Consider the following 16800-nt stretch of genomic DNA (forward strand, 5'->3'; position numbering starts at 1 on the left):
AAAATGAAAGGTAGACTTATTATGATGAAACTTTACGGAAAATTATTGTTCACCATTCTCAAAAGTCTAGGACTTATTACTTTTCTAGTCCTAAGTATTATGGGAATTGTTAAATATGTCTTTTAACTTTATAATTACAACTTTTTAGTCAATTGCGTTATGCAGTTGACTTTTTTATTATATAAAAATACCCTACCTAAATTTAAAATTAGGTAGGGTATTATTTTAATAGGTTGAAATTACTTTACAGTAATTTTGCACTTGGCAGATTTTTTACTGCCATCTTTTGCAGTAGCGATAATATAGCAAGTACCTTTTTTCTTTGCAATTACTTTGCCTTTGCTATTAACTGTTGCAATCTTTGATTTTGAAGTTGACCACTTAACAGTTTTGTTATTTGCATTATTTGGGTAAACTGTTGCTTTTAGTGTAACTGTTTTCTGCTTTGCATTACCTTTAACTTTTAGAGTTGCAGTCTTTTTATTCAGCTTAACACTTGTTACAGGTTGCTTTACTGTTACCTTTAGGGTTGCATATTTATTGCTACCGTCAGTTGCCATAGCTTTAATAGTTGCTACACCTCTACCCTTTGCAATAACCTTACCACTTTGGGAAACTGTAGCTACCTTAGAATTAGAAGTAGTCCACTTTAGCTTTTTGTTAGTTGCATTAGTAGGTGTTACTGTTGCCTTTACAGTTGTACTTTTACCTTTATTTAATGTAACTGACTTTTGGTTTAAGGTTACTTTTGTAATCTTATTTACTGTTGGTTTTACAATAGGCTCTGCAATTACTTCAATGTAATAACTTTCACCCATATAATCACTGGCAGTATATGTACCGTCACCATTATCTTTAACTATGTTTCTATCAGAATTTACACAATCTTTAATTTCATATGTATATTCATTTTTCAATATATCATAGCATGGTACTACTTCTAATATTTTTATAGAAGTGATTTTGTATCCTTCTTTTGGGGCATAAGTTACTGTTCCTAAATTGTAGTGGTAATCACCACTATTTGGGTTTGCATTTTGATATTCATAACTTGAAGTTACATTGTTTAAATTCCAAACAAATAACTTTGTACAACCACCTACAATAGGAAAATCATCATTTGTATCATAAATACCATTGATACAAATATAAATATCATCCTCAACCTTAGGGATTGAAATAGAAAAATTGCCCTTATCTACTAAAACAGGCTTTATTATTGTACCATCGCCCATAATAACGGCTACATTAAATTCAGCTAAATTAACATCAGTATTGAACTTAATATTAGTTGTATATGGTTTGCCTTTTTCTGTTTCTTTCACAGGATTAGTTAGAAATTTATAACCGTCTTCACCGTCAAGAGCTGGAGAAAAAGCATAAACACAATGAACCTTACACATTTTTTTATTTGCATTATTTGCACTTTCGGCAAATGCTGATGTACCAACAACCACAGACATAATCATCATTACTGATAATAATATAGATACTACCCTTTTCATAATTATCCTCCTACATAATATAATAATATTTTACCATATTATTCCTATATTTTCTACAAAAATAATATACAAATAATCTTTTACATATTTGTACATGATAACACAAAAGCCGATTACGAAAGTAACCGGCTTTTATAAAAGGAGATTTAATTAAGATGTAAATATGTTTTTACCATAATTCTATAACAGAATAAAGAACATTATTGTGTATAATTTTATGAATAGATATAAGATAAATTCTTATAAATCAAAATATGTAATTAACTCAAGAAGTAACCGTTGCCCTGAGTTGTACTGTAGTTTGAGGTATTTGTAGCCATTTTGCTATTTTCACCATCAAAGTAAAAAATCTTTGCGTTCATTCCACCCCACTTTGACTCATAAGCATCAGGGTATTCACTACACTTAATCTCTAACCAAGTATAGTCAAAGTTGTCGTCAGAATAAGCAAGTTCTTTGCTATAAAGATGGGTAAAATCTGAGTGCTTAAATGACACTGTATCAGCTCCACCCTTTGAACCGGACAAACCAACAGTAACCTTCTCAAGCTGACCTTTAGGGCATTTGATTTGGTAATAATAATTACCGTTGGACTTGTAATAGTGGGTACAGTCAACAACTGAATGGTCCTCAATAAGAGTGATACCGGAAGTTAATGCAATGCCGGTAGGCTCTTTGTTGTTGCCTGTTGCAAAAGCAGACATTGATACTGCTGAGGTTGATAGCATTGTTGCTGCTGTCATTGTGATTGCCAATGATTTTTTGATTGCCTTTTTCATAGGACTTTCCTTCTTTCTTTAAATTTGTTAATGTAATTATACATCACAAGTATAAAGAAATTTGTCATATTTTGTCAGCAAAATCAAAAATTATAAATAATTTACCTGAGTATCTTCAACATACTTTTCCTTAATTGTGGAAAAGGTTTGCATATGAGGAGTTGTTAGGTGAAGTTGTTGCAAATCCTTTGACTGCCATTTTTCTAATAGTACAAGTTTATTTTGTGTTGTATCTTCCGGTAAAAAGTAGTCATAGGCTATACAACCTTTTTCTTCAAGTACCTTTTCTCTGATTTTATTATTCTTGATTTCTGTAAGAAAGTCATTAAGTTTATTTTCTTTTACAGAATATTCAACTAGTATTTTCAGTTCTGACATAAATTTCTCCTATATTACTGCTAACTTCTTTAGTGGTCTAAACACATCAAAATTAAAGTGACTGTCTAGCTTATCACCTATCATTCCTACAACTTTACCCATTGTAAATGCTGCAAGGATTGTACCGATACCCAGACCATCAAGATAACCTAAACATAGGAATGTTAACAGTCCTGTAACTGCAAGGCAAGTTACATCAAAGCCTATTTTTATCTTAGAATATTTTACTGTTGTAATTGCTGATAATTCTCTTGGGAACAAATCTGTTGGGATAATCGGCAGACCACATCTGTTAGAAAGTGCAATACCAAAGCAAATCAGCATATAGCTAATGATAAAATAAACCACTCTCATTGGAATTGTATAAGGTAAAACCTTTATCCAAAGTTCATTTACATCAAGCATTTCACTAAATGCAAAGCCTACCACAAAGCTAAAAAGATATGACGGTACAAATCTTTTTCTCATTACCATTAGGCTAAATACTAAAATTCCTTGGAATATGTATGTCCATGTACCTAGTGATAGCTTTGGCAAAACCTCCGAAAAAGCAAATGGCGCACTTGAAATTGCCGAGATACCTGCACCGGAATATAGCATTAGCACAACACCAAAGCTATTGACAAGTACTGCAATCAGTAGTGCTAATTCTCCGTGAAACAATAGGCTTTTGCTTTTAACTGAATTTTGCTGAACATCTTGTTCATTATTCTCTTTCATTTTTCTTCCCTACCATATAAAAATTTTCCAAAAACTATTATACTCTCATAAATTGAAAATTCAAATTATGTTTATAATTAAACATAAAAAGAGCTACCGTAAGGTAGCTCAAGGAATATATAATTATTAATTTATTAATTTATTTATGAAGAATTACTAATTTGTATAGAATACTTAAATAAAATAAACACAAAACATAAATTATTCAAACATTCTGCAACCTAATCTAACAAGGGCATTGGCAGATTTCTGTACACTTGACCAACTTGCTTTATGGACATCATCCATTGCTTCTTCTACTAAATCTGCAATAATTCTATGACCCTTTACTGATGGGTGAATATAGTCGTTTTGCACTAAGGAAGTATTACCGGTGCTATTACTATATGTTCTGAAAGTTTCCTCAACATCAGCAATTGCCATATTGCTATCTGTCTTTGCTTCATCATAGTAAATCTGAGTATAATCTTCTCTAAACATTTCTACAAGCTGACAAAGTAGTTCGGTAAATTTATCACTTTGACCTAAGAATGGGTTATAAACAGTCTGCAAAACTATCTTTGCTTTAGGGTTAAGCTCTCTAATATTTTCGTGAATAGAACGAAGATTTTGCTTAACTGTTTTCAGCATATTCTTAATCATTTTGCTGTCTTTACCTTTTTCGATTACTTCAAGAATTTCTGAAAGGTCAAGATTATTTCTAAGTTGCAAAAAGTCATTACCACCAACAGAAATGACAATTGTTTCTGCTTGTTTTAGGTGAGTTTTTGCCTTTTCGTTTTTCTCAACTAAATTAAGTACATCAGTAGTTGTGTAACCATTTACTGCATCATTAGTAAGGGTGTAGTCCCTTTCATTTGCAACAATATTGCCATAAATATCATCTTTATTTTCGATACCTAAACCATAAGCAATTGAGTCGCCTATAACTGCTAAGTAGTCCTTTTTAGTTTCTGCAAACATTGTCATTGTGGATGTTACCACCATTAATGCTGAAATAAATACACAAATTATCTTCTTCACTATACACATTCCTTTATTTTATTATGCCATAAAAATATTATTTTAGTAACTCAACAGGTATTGCAAACCATTCTCTAACCCAATAGGTTACTATTACTGACTTAATTGGCTTGGCATTTACTGCACCAACCTTGCCGGATTTTCCTTGTCTGTTGGCAATAATTCTTGCTCTTAACTGATGGTAGCCATCTGTTGCAATAGCAATATTTTCTGACAAATTATTCTTTTCAATTATTTTATAAGAATTGATTAAGTTAGAATCAGTATTAGTTGACTTATCTTCAATAAACAATCTATCTTTACTAATACCTTTCTTAACTAAAATATCGTACATACATTGTGCTTCACTCATAGGTTCATTGCTACCTTGACCACCTGACAAAACAGCCTTTGAATTTTCATTTTCAACAAGATATTCATAACAAGCCTGTACTCTACGATTTAAGCTACCACTAGGAGAACCATCAGGTCTAACCATAGCACCTAAAGTAATAATTGTAGAATTTGGTTCAGGTTTTTGTAAAGTAAAGAATGCCATAAGACCACTTATTACTACACCATACACAAGAAAAAGTGCAATACAAACCTGTATTATTCTATATAGCACCATCTTAAAACCACCCATTAACCACTTTTCTTTTAGCTTTTGAAAATACTTGTAAAATACACATCTGCAAAATACAAAAGCAGTAAACAGTACACCTACAACATTTCCAACACAAATTATTCTCTTAGCCATAGGTAGCAAGAACCATAAGAAAAGTCCTGCACTAATAACGGCTAATACAATTCTAATAATTGATTTAAACTTTTTCATTTTTATTTCCCCTATTCTTAAACAATTTAATTATTCGTCACTAAGACTAAGAAAACTACTTATTCTAATCATTAATTCTATATGAAAGAATAGTATTTGTTTTTGAAACTTCTTCAAATTTAGGATTATCTGTACAATCGGTAGTAGTTTTTAGCCAAATGTACTTGCTACTTGAGTCTGAAACATAAACCTCATCATAAGTAAGTGGATCAAGCTTATCAATAAAACTTTGACCTTCAACATTAGCAGTAATACATTCTGCATCATCAGGCATACCTATACAGTTATCCATTAGTGTATAAGTGTGATTATTATAACTTATGTTCATATAATCACTGTCAACTACAGTATCATTACTACTTGTAGGAAAAAATACAAAACACATTACAGCTAATAAAGTTAAAATAACTTTTGATAACATAAAAATCAACCTTCCTACTTATAATACTTTATAAACAGGGGAATTGTTGCAAAAAAATTTAAATTTTTCAATTTATTTTACAAACATTATAATATAAAAAAAATAATATTGTCATTAGAAAAAAAAATCTGCAAAATTTCTTTATAATAATTATAATAATAGAAAATATTGCAGTAATAATAAATAAATGGTATAATTTTTGTAGTATAAGATTTACATAAGAGGTTTTAGAACAATGGGGCTCTATGAGTTATTTGAAGATTTACAAAAAATAGATAGAAAAATTACGGAACAAAATGAAAAGGACAGAAGAATACCTTGCAATGTTTGTGGAGATATGTTCTGCTATACTGACAGAATAGAACTTTCTGATGGTATCTGTTGCCCAAATTGCAGTAACAAAGTCTCTCCTTGGTTTGATAAAGAATTACAATTCACAAGTGTAATGGACTTGAAAAATCACTTAACATACAGAGATAAAAACTTTACAGAACTTTTTGACTTTAGTCCTACTATTGAAATTGGCAATGAACTAAAAATTCTTATTGATGAAAGAATGAAGAAATTTGTTATTGCCGGTGATAATTATGATTATAAGGAGAAAAATTCCGACTTAATACCTTTATCTTCCGTTACAAGTTGTAGGCATAGAGTTGTTGAAAGTAAGAATGAAATTTTCTTTAGAGATTCTCTTGGTCGTACAGGAAGATTTACTCCTAGAGCATTTAGCTACACCTATGACTTTGTTATTAATATTGAAACTAATCTTCCTTTTATGAGAAGTATGGAATTTAAGATTAATGAATATATGATAGGCAAAGATAATCCTACATTAATTCAAGTAAGTGAAGAAAAATTTACTAACAAAATTAAGGACTTTTTCAAGATGGAAAGAATGTATCCGGGAAAAATCAATAACTCTGAAGATGTTAAAAATTCTCCTGAATACAAAACATATGAACACTATGCAGAAAAAATGTGTCAGGCAATTTTGCAAGGTAAAGAAAATGCAAATAACCGTTATTATGATAAATCAAAATATATTATTTGTGAGTGGTGTGGCTCAAAGATAGATATTAATGCATCTACTTGTCCTCATTGTGGTGGTGTAAATAAATAAAATTTTATACATAAGTAAAGGGTTGATACTAATTAAAGTATCAACCCTAATTTTTTAATCATCATCCCAAGATGAAATAAAGTGAATTTCTCCACTATCTAAATCCATAGCAGTATTATCCGATGTTTTTATCATTAAATTTCCATCAGAATCCATTGCCGTATTTTCGGAAGTGGTTATACAAAAATCACCATCATCAAAATCAAAAAAGCCCATATTAATCCTCCTTTCCTGCTAAATTTATAATTTTATCATACCATTCATTAGAGTCTTTTATTAATTCTCTTAGGAGAGGACTTGAAGAATTTTCATTAATTCTAAAAATATCAGTTAAAATTCCTTTTTTCTTTTCATTATAAAAGCTATTAAATTGTAATTTTTATCAATTACAATATCCTTACATATTTTTCTATACTCTTTTTGGGTTGGTTCAACGCCCCCAAATTTACACATACTAATATGAGCCTCATCAAGTAATTTAACTAATTTTTCATACATCTTTTTATTATGCTGAGTTATCCTTCTAATAGGCAGTTCAACCTCTCTAATATTCAGCAAAAGCATTTTTTCAACAATCTTATCTAAATAAGGACACATAACAGTATTAGTCCTATTATGTTTAGACTGAACATTAAACTCCGATGAGAAATAATCAATCATATTTTCATCAGAATTTGCAATAGTTTCTATTAATTCATCAATACATGAGGTTTCTGTTTGATATGATTGATAATTCTTAATAATGTCTCCATATGGTATTGGGCAAGTATAATCCATACCGTAAAGTTCCGGAATTTCCCTTGCATGGAGTCTCTCGATCATTTTATAATCCTTATTCTTAATAGCTAAAATAATTAAATTAGTGCGTAAATTTCTTTCAGTTTGCCTTTCATATACATAAGGGTTATAAACATAATTTTTATTATTCTGTTTAACAGATGTTTCTGCAACCCATAAAGCACCTTTATTAACATTATCCGAAAAATATTTTTCAGGTGTAATGTTAATATAATCAATACTGATTAAATACTTAACAAGGTCATAGTTTTTGAATTGAAAGGCATAGTCAATTAATGATTTACCGTATTCATCATAATTTAATGAAATACTATCTTCTACATTAATATACTTTTCCCATACTTTTTTATCAGTTGAAAAAGCAAGTTGATAATTTGTCATATGATTTTTTATTGGAATATATTTTTCACCACAACTTAGTATTTCATCACAAGACACATTAAGCAGATTAGCATAGATAGGCAAATCAGCAATTTGTATACCTTTTCTACCCTTAATTATTTGAGATATTTTATTGCTATAATTTGCAATTTGTTCTTCACTTGGCTTTGCATTAAATTGAACATCTAGAACCTTAATGCAAAACTTTCTCCTTGACTCAAAATTCTCGGATATTAGTTTTTCTAAATATTTACCGATTTGTTGATTATTCTTAACATTATTCATAGCTATTACCTACCTTTTTTCTTTAAACTCAGTATAGCACTTAAGAATTAACAAATCTATATAAGAAATGCATATAAATTTTTACCCATCAAAAAATCAAGAAAAAAGTATATGCTTTTTGCATACATATAAATTTTCATAAGTAAAGGGTTGATACTAATTAAAGTATCAACCCTATTTTTTAGCCTATAAACTTTTGTGCGAAAACTATTAAGATTAATATTGGCAGAACATACTGCAAATATGGTTTTACAATTCTAGGAAGTTTCATACCTTTACCTGTATTACACTCATTGTAGTAGTTGTCAAAGCCCCAACCAAACTTAGTAACACAGAATAGTAAGTAAACTAAAGAACCTAGTGGAAGTAGAATATTACTTACAACAAAGTCCTCCATATCTAGGATACCCATACCAAGTACATTGACGCCACTTAGTAAATTGAAACCGAACATACAAGGTAAACTTGTGATGAATACAATTATAAAGTTAATAACTGATGATTTCTTTCTGCTGATTTTAAATGTATCTGATACGAAAGAAACAAGGTTCTCAAACACTGCAATAACTGTTGAGAAACTTGCAAATGTCATAAACAAGAAGAATAATGTTCCCCAAATTCTGCCACCTGCCATATTTACAAATACATTTGGCAATGCATCAAAAATAAGTGCAGGACCTTGACCTGCTTCTACATTATAAGAGAAACAAGCCGGGAAAATAATTAGACCAGCCATAATTGCAACAAATGTATCTAGACAACAAATTCTCACAGCTTCACCGGTTAGAGTATGGTCTTTCTTCATATAACTACCAAAAATTTCCATAGCTGCAATACCTAAACTTAAAGTAAAGAATGCTTGGCTCATTGCTGAAGTAATAACATTGCCTAAACCGATTTTGCTAACTCTTTCAAAGTCAGGAATCAGATAAAAGCTAAGACCTTCTTTTGCTCCGGATAAAGTAACACTATGAATTGCTAAAACTACAATTAGCACCAACAAGGCTACCATCATAAACTTACTTACTTTTTCAAGTCCTTTTTGAACACCTTTGCTACACACAAAGAAACCTAAAGCAGTAATTATGAAAATCCAAATTAACATTTCTATAGGTGATGAAGTCAAATTACTAAATACACTGCTAACCGACTTAGAGTCCATACCGGATTTAAATTCACCTGTGGCAAATTTATAAAAATATGATGTCATCCAACCGGAAACTGTTGTATAATACATCATCAGCATATAGCAACCTAACATACAGAACCAACCGTGAATATGCCATTTGCTCTTTGGCTTTTCAAGTGTTTTGTAACTTAGGACTGCACTTTTGCCACTTGCTCTACCAACTGCAAGTTCCATTGTCAAAACAGGAATACCCATTAGCACTAAAAATATTAAATAGAACAGTACAAACAGTTCTCCACCGTTTTGACCAACAACATAAGGAAATCTCCATACATTACCTATACCTATAGCACAACCTGCACTAACAAGTAGGAAACCTGTACGGGATTTGAAACTTTCTCTTTCCATTATACCTACTCCTAAAAATTTAATCACCTATGTATTATACTCAACTAAAAGTAAGCAAGTCAAGGAAAAGAATTTATTTCGTTATTATGTACAATTATAAGTCAATATCATTGTCTAATAAGTCATCTGTATCTTCAAAATCATCAATAAAATCAAAGTCACTATCTAAGTCATCATTTAAAAAATCATCATTAAATATCACCTCGTATTCAAGTGCTTGTTCACCTAAATCAAGATTACCGTCACCGTTTATATCAAAAAGATTGTCTAAAGACTCAAACATAAGTCATACCTCCATATGTTTTATTTGCATTATTATAATAACATATTACCTGTACCAAAAATGGGACTTACCTCTTGCGTGTAAAATTTTTATTTTTGTTGGATAATTAAATTTTTCGATTTTTCGTGAGTAAAGGTTAATTTTATAAATTTGGGTTTGTGGTGCTAAATGCAAAGTGTTAAATTTTAGCAAATAAGGCTCCCTTGTGTAAAGGGAGCTGTCGCTCGTAAATTGGAAGAATGACAATTTACTCTTAAAGAGCGACTGAGGGATTGTTATGGTACATACTTTTTGTTATATCAATTTTATTCGATAGATATATAATAGGTTTTGTTTTCCTATCTAAATTTTATCTATCTATTACTGCCTACTAGACAATCCTTCCACCACTTCGTGGTCCCCCTCCCTTTACACAAGGGAGGCTAGTTAGTCTCAGCTAATTCTAAATATCTACCACAAAACAAGGTGTGTTCTAACCCCACAAACCCAAATTTATCGAACTTATCTTAATATAAAAAACTAATTTGCAAATAAAAAAGGTGAACATATCCAAGATACATTCACCTAAATTTAGAAGTAATTTTAAAAACATAAACTATTATAATTTAAAAATACAATTTAAAAATATACACTATGATACAGACTTTAGATTACGATACCGTCACAATGGTCAACTTCATGTTGGATTATTTGGGCAGTCCAACCTGTGAACTTTTCGGTATGTTCCTTAAAATTCATATCAAGGTACTTTACTGTAATATTCTTATATCTTGTAGTAGGTCTTACACCGGATAAAGAAAGGCAACCTTCTTCAGTTTCAAACTTACTGCTTTTTGCAGTAATAGTTGGGTTAATCATTAGCTTAGTGAAACCATTATCGTTAATTGCAATAATTCTTTTCTTAACACCAATCATATTAGCTGCCATACCAACACAAGCGTTTCTGTTTGCCTCCAATGTATCCACCAAGTCCATAGCAGTTTTTATATCTGCTACTGTTGCATCAGTAGACTTTTGACCTAAGAAAATAACATCTCTTACAATTTCTCTAACCATAATTACAACTCCTTATAATATGGACAAATGTCTTCATAGTGACCGTCTTTCATCTTAAAGCCACCTTTGATTGTACCTAGCTGAATGAAACCTAGCTTTTCATATAAATGTCTGGCATTTGCATTTGTCTTTACAACTGCATTAAACTGCATAATTTTGAAACCAAGTTTTTTAGCTTGTACCAAACAATCGGTTACCAGCTTTTCGCCAATATGAAGGTTACGGCTATTCTTCCCTACACAATAACTTGCATTAGCAATGTGACCACATCTGCCAATATTATTAGGATGAAGAATATACATTCCCATAACTTCATCAGTTTCTTTATTAACGGCTACACCACAATAGGACTGACTGTTGAAAAATTCTTTACCAGAATTATAATCCAAAGTTTCTTCCTGTGGAAATGCAATACCGTCAATTACTACATCATTCCAAATTTTTACCATACCGTCAATATGTCTTTCATCAAATTTCTTTAATACAATCTCCATTTTTACTGGGAAACAGCAATACGCTTACTTCTCCATTTGCCACCTTTCCATCTAATAATCATCATTATGCCTCTGAATAATTCATCAGCTGCAAAAGCAATCCAAAGTCCATAAATACCAAGACCTAGGACTACTGCAAATACATATGAACCCAGTACACTAATAAACCACATTGAGAAAATTGCACAACCTGTAGGATAGAATACATCACCTGCACCCCTCAGACAAGCAATCAAAATAATATTTGTTGTTCTGCCAAGTTCAAGGAAAATATTCATCATCAGTATATTAGAGCCTAGTGTAATAATTTCTTGGTTATCAGTAAAGATACCCATTAGAATTTTACCTAATAGCATACCTATAATTGAAACAATTATTGTAATAAACAAGCAGTTCCTATAACCTCTAAATCCTTGTTTATAGGCATCATCAAACTTCTTAGCACCTACTAAGTGACCTACAATAATCTGTGATGCTTGACCTATTGATACTGCGAATATGTAGAAAAACATTGTAATATTCTGCACATATGTTTTGGTAATTAGGTCGGTATCTGTCAAACACTTTAGCACCATTGAAGTAATAACAAGCTGTGAAAGGTTATATAAGAAACTTTCCAAAGCTGAAGGTACACCGATTTTTACAATATTTTTAGTATCATCCTTAGGGAAAGGCTTTAGTAATTTAAAGATACTAGGCTTTTCTATTTTCTTAAAAAGAACAATAGCAAGTACAATAGTACCAACAAATCTACTGAATGTTGTTGCAATTGCAACACCCATAACACCTAGTCTAGGCATACCAAACAAACCTAAAACAAATACAACATCAAGAACAGTATTGATAATATTCATACCAACAGTTACATACATAGAAATCTGAGTCATACCATGGTTTCTGATAATAACAGCCATAATATTCAGTAGTGCTTGTAGGAATAAAAATCCACCTACAATAGAAAGGTACTGTGAACCAAATTCAAGAATTTGACCTGTAGCACCGATAAAGCTAAGAATAGGTTTGTTAAAGAACATAAGAATTGCACTTATTATTATACCAAATACAAAGCTAAATGTAATAGAAAGTGCTGCAATTCGTGATGCACCTTTCTTATTACCTGCACCAAGTGACTGAGAAATCAGAACTGCACTTGCACCTGAAATAACTGTAAAAACTATTGTAACAATAGAAACTGCCTGATTAGCAGTATTTACAGAAGATGCTGCCAGATCATCATACTTACTAAGTACAAAAACATCAATAAATCCCAGTAACATAAACAAAGCTGTTTCTATAAATATAGGCCAAGCTAAGTTAAATAATTTTAATTCCTTTTTATTTTCCATACAAAAATCCCTCACATACAAATTGAGTCCATTATATCATAGCATATTATATTTTTCTATACATATAATCAAATAATTCCAAATTTCTGCAAAATATTTCAGCTTATATTTATTGTATTGGAAATTTGTACAACACCTATTCCCTACAATTATGCAAAATAGAAATTCTCATAAAATATTGCATAAAATAAAAAGAAAGTATTGACATCTTAAAAAACTAAGAATATAATATAATCATCATATGAACATATACTCATATATTCATATGTTCATATAATCAATTAAGAAGGTGAATATAATGGGAACTACTTCTACACATAGTGAGCATAAAGTCCTTATGGAACAGGCAGTAAAGAACTTACCACCGGAAGAGAAGGTTATGCCACTGGCTGACTTCTTCAAAGTTTTTGGAGATAGCACAAGGTTAAAGATTATCGGCATATTAAGACACACTTCCCTATCGGTATGTTGTATTGCTGATTGTTTAGGAATGGAACAAAGTGCAATTAGCCACCAGCTAAAGGTACTTAGAAATAATCATATTGTTAAAGTTGAGAAAAAGGGTAAACAAAGTTTTTATAGTCTTGATGACTTACATGTTGAACTTTTATATCAAATGGGACTTGAACATATTATGGAGGATGACTAATGGATAAATTCAAAGCACCTGATGTTCACTGTACTTGTGGACATTGTCATGACGAAAAGGAAGAAAAGCACCATCATCACCACCATGAAGATTGTTGTGAACACGAACATCACCATAATGAACTACATGCTGATATACATTGTGGTTGTGGACATTGCCACGATGATGAAGATGAACATGAAGAAAAAGAAGAAAGCAAAGGTCTTGAACTTGGTTTATTAATCGGTTCTGCTGTACTGACTTTAGTGGCATTTATTCTTCATTTAACAATTGATTTAAACCCTATTGCACTTGGTATTATGTGTGGCATAGCAACACTTGCTTGTGGTTATGAAACATTTATTGAGGGTATTAAGTCATTATTCAAACTAAAACTTGATGAAACAACCTTACTTGCAATTGCAGTAGTTGCAGCTTTCTGTTTGGGTGAGTTTACTGAAGCAGCATTCGTTACATTACTATTCCAGCTAGGTGAATTTCTTGAGGACTTTGCAGTTAAGAAAAGTCAAAGGAGTATTGAGTCTTTGGCAGAAATCAGACCTGATACTGCTATCCTTGTTACACCTGAGGGTGAAAAGGAAGTACCGGCCGAAAAAGTTCCTATCGGTAGTACAATTCTAGTTAAGCCTTATGAGAGAATTCCTCTTGACGGTGTAATTTGTGAAGGTTCTTCTGCTATTGATACATCAACAATTACCGGTGAGAGTATTCCTCTTGATGGTGTTGTTGGTACTGATGTTATGAGTAGTATGCAAAACGGTGAAAGTGTAATCAAAATTACAACTACTAAAACTGCTGATAACTCTGCTGCATCTCGTATTCTTAAGATGGTACAAGACAGTCAGCAAAACAAAGGTGACTCTGAAAAATTTATTACAAGATTTGCAATAGTATATACACCTATTGTAGTTGTTATCGCTATTCTTGTTGCAGTTATTCCAACTATATTTTGTGGGCAGTTCTCAGTATGGCTATATAGAGCATTAGTTTGCTTAGTTGCCTCTTGCCCATGTGCTATTGTTATTTCAGTACCACTTGCATTCTTTGCCGGTATTGGTGGTGCAAGTAAAAGAGGTATTATGATTAAGGGTGGCAAATACATTGAGTCTGTTGCAAAGGCAGATTGCTTTGTGTTTGATAAAACAGGGACACTAACTAACGGTAAAATCAAGGTTACTAAGGTAACAAGCTATGGCGAAATATCTGAAAATGATATTCTAAAATACTGTGCTACTGCTGAAGAATACAGCGCTCACCCTATTGCACAAGCTATTAATCAAAAGGCTAAGTTAGAAAATGTTGAAACATTAAAAGCTGACGATTATCAAGAAAAAGCCGGTAATGGTGTTACTGCTATTATTGACGGCAAAAACTACACAGTAGGTCATATTGGACTATTAAGTGATGAAGATAAAAAGAAAGTTACTGATGACACATCAGTATTCTTACTAATTGACGGCAAGTTAGTTGGTGGTATTACAGTTAATGATACAATCAGAACTGAAACACCCAAGGTACTAAAAAGTCTAAAAGAACTTGGTGCAAAGGACCTTGTAATGCTAACAGGTGACAACAAAAAGAAAGCTGAAAGTGTTGCAAAGTTAACAGGTATCACAAAGCTATTTAGCAACCTACTTCCAAACGAAAAAGTTAAGCATATGGAAGAATTAAAGAAAAGTCACAAGGCTACTGTATTTGTTGGTGACGGTATCAATGATGCACCGGTAATTGCACTTGCTGATTGTGGTGTTGCAATGGGACTTGGCAGTAATGCAGCTATTGAAGCCAGTGATGCAGTTCTTTCTGACGGTACACTAAAGTCACTACCTACAATGGTAAAAACATCACGAAGAATTATGAATACAATAAGAGCCGTTATTACTTTTGCACTTGTTGTTAAGGCACTTGTTATTGTACTTGCTATCTTTGGTATTGCACCAATGTGGCTAGGTGTACTAAGTGATACAGGTTTATCAATGATTTGTATTCTTTATGCAATGCGACTACTAAAGCCAAAGGATTAATAAAATAACAAGTTATAATTCTTTATTTGAATTATAGTTCATATTACCCCCTAAGGAGCAGTTCATACTGCTCCTTTATTCTTTGCAACAATGAATATAAATTTATCTGTTTTTCATTATTAAATAAAAGTAAAATAAAGTAAACCACCTTGAAAATAATGTTGAAAAAACATATAATGGATAAGGTGGTGATTGAAAATGTACTACACAATATTAGATGGAAAAGTTATAAGAACTGAACATAAGGAAGAAAGTTTGATTACAGTTTCACAACTTAAAGAAGGTGTGAATCCATTTGTTGCACATAGCGAACAGTTATCTGATGACTATATGGCATCAAGAACATACAGTAGGTTTGAAAGCTATGATGGTTTTGACCTTATATGCATTAACCACATTCACATTGAAAATCTACAAGATGAAATCAATCCTGTATATATAATTATTACTAACGGTCACCTTGACTTTTATTCAACTGACTACAACTATGTTATTTCTGTTATGGATGAAATGAAGTCCTTCCCTAACGGTTTCAACATTAACACAGTACTGTTTCACTTTATGATGAGAATTATTCGTGGTGACTTAATTCACCTTGAAGATATTGGTGCAGAACTTAGACAGTTTGAGTCTGAAATTTTTGACGATAATATTGATGAGCATATGGCAAAGAAAATGCTTATTATCAAAAAGCACCTTATGAAAATTGAAATGTACTATGAATTACTGCTTAACCTAGTAGCTGACCTTTCAGAAAACAGAAATGGTTTTTATAGCAAATCAACTTTAAAAAAGTTTTCACTAATTGACAGTAAGTTGGACAGACTATATTCTAAGACAAATAACCTACTTAGTTATGCATCAGAAGTTTGGAGTACATATCAATCTCAGGTTGACCTTGAACTTAACAAAACTATGAAAATTCTAACAATCATCACTGTTATTGTTTCACCTTTGACATTAATTGCCGGTTGGTACGGTATGAACTTGCAAATGCCTGAGTTCCACTACCAATACAGTTATCCTATTGTAATTGCACTTTGCATTGTTATTGTGGTTGGCAGTATAATTTTCTTTAAAAAGAAAAAGTGGTTCTGATTTAACATATAATTTAATAAGCTATATGAAAAAGCCTCTAACTACTAAAGTTAGAGGCCTTTTCTATAATAGGTAGGAACAAAAGA

Annotated in this window: 18 protein-coding genes; 4 read left to right on the plus strand and 14 right to left on the minus strand. The window is 31.5% G+C overall.

Annotated elements, in window-relative coordinates; all coding sequences use genetic code 11:
* Positions 1–239: 239 nt before the first annotated feature.
* The 7 genes from E5Z56_RS00860 to E5Z56_RS00890 all read right to left on the minus strand — a co-directional run bounded on the left by E5Z56_RS00860 (position 240) and on the right by E5Z56_RS00890 (position 5643).
* A complete protein-coding gene (locus E5Z56_RS00860) occupies positions 240–1505 on the minus strand; it encodes an Ig-like domain-containing protein (protein WP_138156100.1) in 1266 nt (421 codons plus the stop codon).
* A 260-nt stretch (positions 1506–1765) separates the two neighbouring features.
* On the minus strand, positions 1766–2284 hold the full coding sequence (locus tag E5Z56_RS00865; protein WP_138156101.1) for a hypothetical protein: 519 nt from the start codon (positions 2282–2284) through the stop codon (positions 1766–1768).
* 90 nt (positions 2285–2374) lie between these two features.
* The gene (locus E5Z56_RS00870) at positions 2375–2662 is read right to left on the minus strand and encodes a putative quinol monooxygenase (protein ID WP_138156102.1); all 288 of its coding nucleotides are present in this window, start codon (positions 2660–2662) and stop codon (positions 2375–2377) included.
* A gap of 9 nt (positions 2663–2671) precedes the next feature.
* Positions 2672–3382 (minus strand): DUF6198 family protein, encoded by a 711-nt coding sequence (locus E5Z56_RS00875; protein WP_138156103.1) that lies wholly within the window; start codon positions 3380–3382, stop codon positions 2672–2674.
* Positions 3383–3583: 201 nt separating this feature from the next.
* On the minus strand, positions 3584–4405 hold the full coding sequence (locus E5Z56_RS00880; RefSeq protein ID WP_175405323.1) for an SGNH/GDSL hydrolase family protein: 822 nt from the start codon (positions 4403–4405) through the stop codon (positions 3584–3586).
* A 37-nt stretch (positions 4406–4442) separates the two neighbouring features.
* Positions 4443–5222, minus strand: a complete 780-nt coding sequence (locus E5Z56_RS00885) for a YdcF family protein (RefSeq protein ID WP_138156105.1) — start codon at positions 5220–5222, stop codon at positions 4443–4445.
* A 64-nt stretch (positions 5223–5286) separates the two neighbouring features.
* Complete coding sequence (locus E5Z56_RS00890; protein WP_138156106.1) at positions 5287–5643, minus strand: hypothetical protein; 357 nt, start codon at positions 5641–5643, stop codon at positions 5287–5289.
* Positions 5644–5878: 235 nt separating this feature from the next.
* Here E5Z56_RS00890 and E5Z56_RS00895 point away from each other — a divergent pair, with 235 nt between their 5' ends.
* A complete protein-coding gene (locus E5Z56_RS00895) occupies positions 5879–6763 on the plus strand; it encodes a hypothetical protein (RefSeq protein ID WP_138156107.1) in 885 nt (294 codons plus the stop codon).
* A gap of 54 nt (positions 6764–6817) precedes the next feature.
* Here E5Z56_RS00895 and E5Z56_RS11595 read toward each other — a convergent pair whose 3' ends face one another.
* From E5Z56_RS11595 to E5Z56_RS00925, 7 genes are all read right to left on the minus strand, one after another.
* Complete coding sequence (locus E5Z56_RS11595; RefSeq protein WP_175405324.1) at positions 6818–6979, minus strand: hypothetical protein; 162 nt, start codon at positions 6977–6979, stop codon at positions 6818–6820.
* A 114-nt stretch (positions 6980–7093) separates the two neighbouring features.
* Positions 7094–8227, minus strand: coding sequence for a hypothetical protein (locus tag E5Z56_RS00900; protein WP_138156108.1), 1134 nt, complete (start codon positions 8225–8227; stop codon positions 7094–7096).
* A 181-nt stretch (positions 8228–8408) separates the two neighbouring features.
* On the minus strand, positions 8409–9764 hold the full coding sequence (locus E5Z56_RS00905) for a sodium-dependent transporter (protein ID WP_138156109.1): 1356 nt from the start codon (positions 9762–9764) through the stop codon (positions 8409–8411).
* 94 nt (positions 9765–9858) lie between these two features.
* Positions 9859–10047 (minus strand): hypothetical protein, encoded by a 189-nt coding sequence (locus E5Z56_RS00910; protein ID WP_138156110.1) that lies wholly within the window; start codon positions 10045–10047, stop codon positions 9859–9861.
* A 645-nt stretch (positions 10048–10692) separates the two neighbouring features.
* Positions 10693–11103: a peptide deformylase gene (locus E5Z56_RS00915; RefSeq protein ID WP_138156111.1), complete on the minus strand. Its 411-nt coding sequence runs from the start codon at positions 11101–11103 to the stop codon at positions 10693–10695.
* A 2-nt stretch (positions 11104–11105) separates the two neighbouring features.
* Positions 11106–11597 carry a GNAT family N-acetyltransferase gene (locus E5Z56_RS00920; RefSeq protein ID WP_138156112.1) on the minus strand — a complete coding sequence of 164 codons (492 nt, stop codon included), beginning with the start codon at positions 11595–11597 and terminating at the stop codon, positions 11106–11108.
* Between the two features lie 2 nt (positions 11598–11599).
* Complete coding sequence (locus tag E5Z56_RS00925; protein WP_138156113.1) at positions 11600–12943, minus strand: MATE family efflux transporter; 1344 nt, start codon at positions 12941–12943, stop codon at positions 11600–11602.
* Positions 12944–13241: 298 nt separating this feature from the next.
* Here E5Z56_RS00925 and E5Z56_RS00930 point away from each other — a divergent pair, with 298 nt between their 5' ends.
* The 3 genes from E5Z56_RS00930 to E5Z56_RS00940 all read left to right on the plus strand — a co-directional run bounded on the left by E5Z56_RS00930 (position 13242) and on the right by E5Z56_RS00940 (position 16714).
* Positions 13242–13592: an ArsR/SmtB family transcription factor gene (locus E5Z56_RS00930; RefSeq protein ID WP_138156114.1), complete on the plus strand. Its 351-nt coding sequence runs from the start codon at positions 13242–13244 to the stop codon at positions 13590–13592.
* Complete coding sequence (locus E5Z56_RS00935; protein WP_138156115.1) at positions 13592–15616, plus strand: heavy metal translocating P-type ATPase; 2025 nt, start codon at positions 13592–13594, stop codon at positions 15614–15616. Before E5Z56_RS00930 ends, E5Z56_RS00935 begins: the two co-directional genes overlap by 1 nt.
* A 198-nt stretch (positions 15617–15814) precedes the next feature.
* Entirely contained in the window at positions 15815–16714 is a 900-nt protein-coding gene (locus E5Z56_RS00940; RefSeq protein ID WP_138156116.1) for a CorA family divalent cation transporter, read from the plus strand.
* The last annotated feature ends 86 nt before the right edge of the window (positions 16715–16800 follow it).

The sequence above is a fragment of the Ruminococcus bovis genome (assembly GCF_005601135.1).
Classification (GTDB): domain Bacteria; phylum Bacillota; class Clostridia; order Oscillospirales; family Acutalibacteraceae; genus Ruminococcoides; species Ruminococcoides bovis.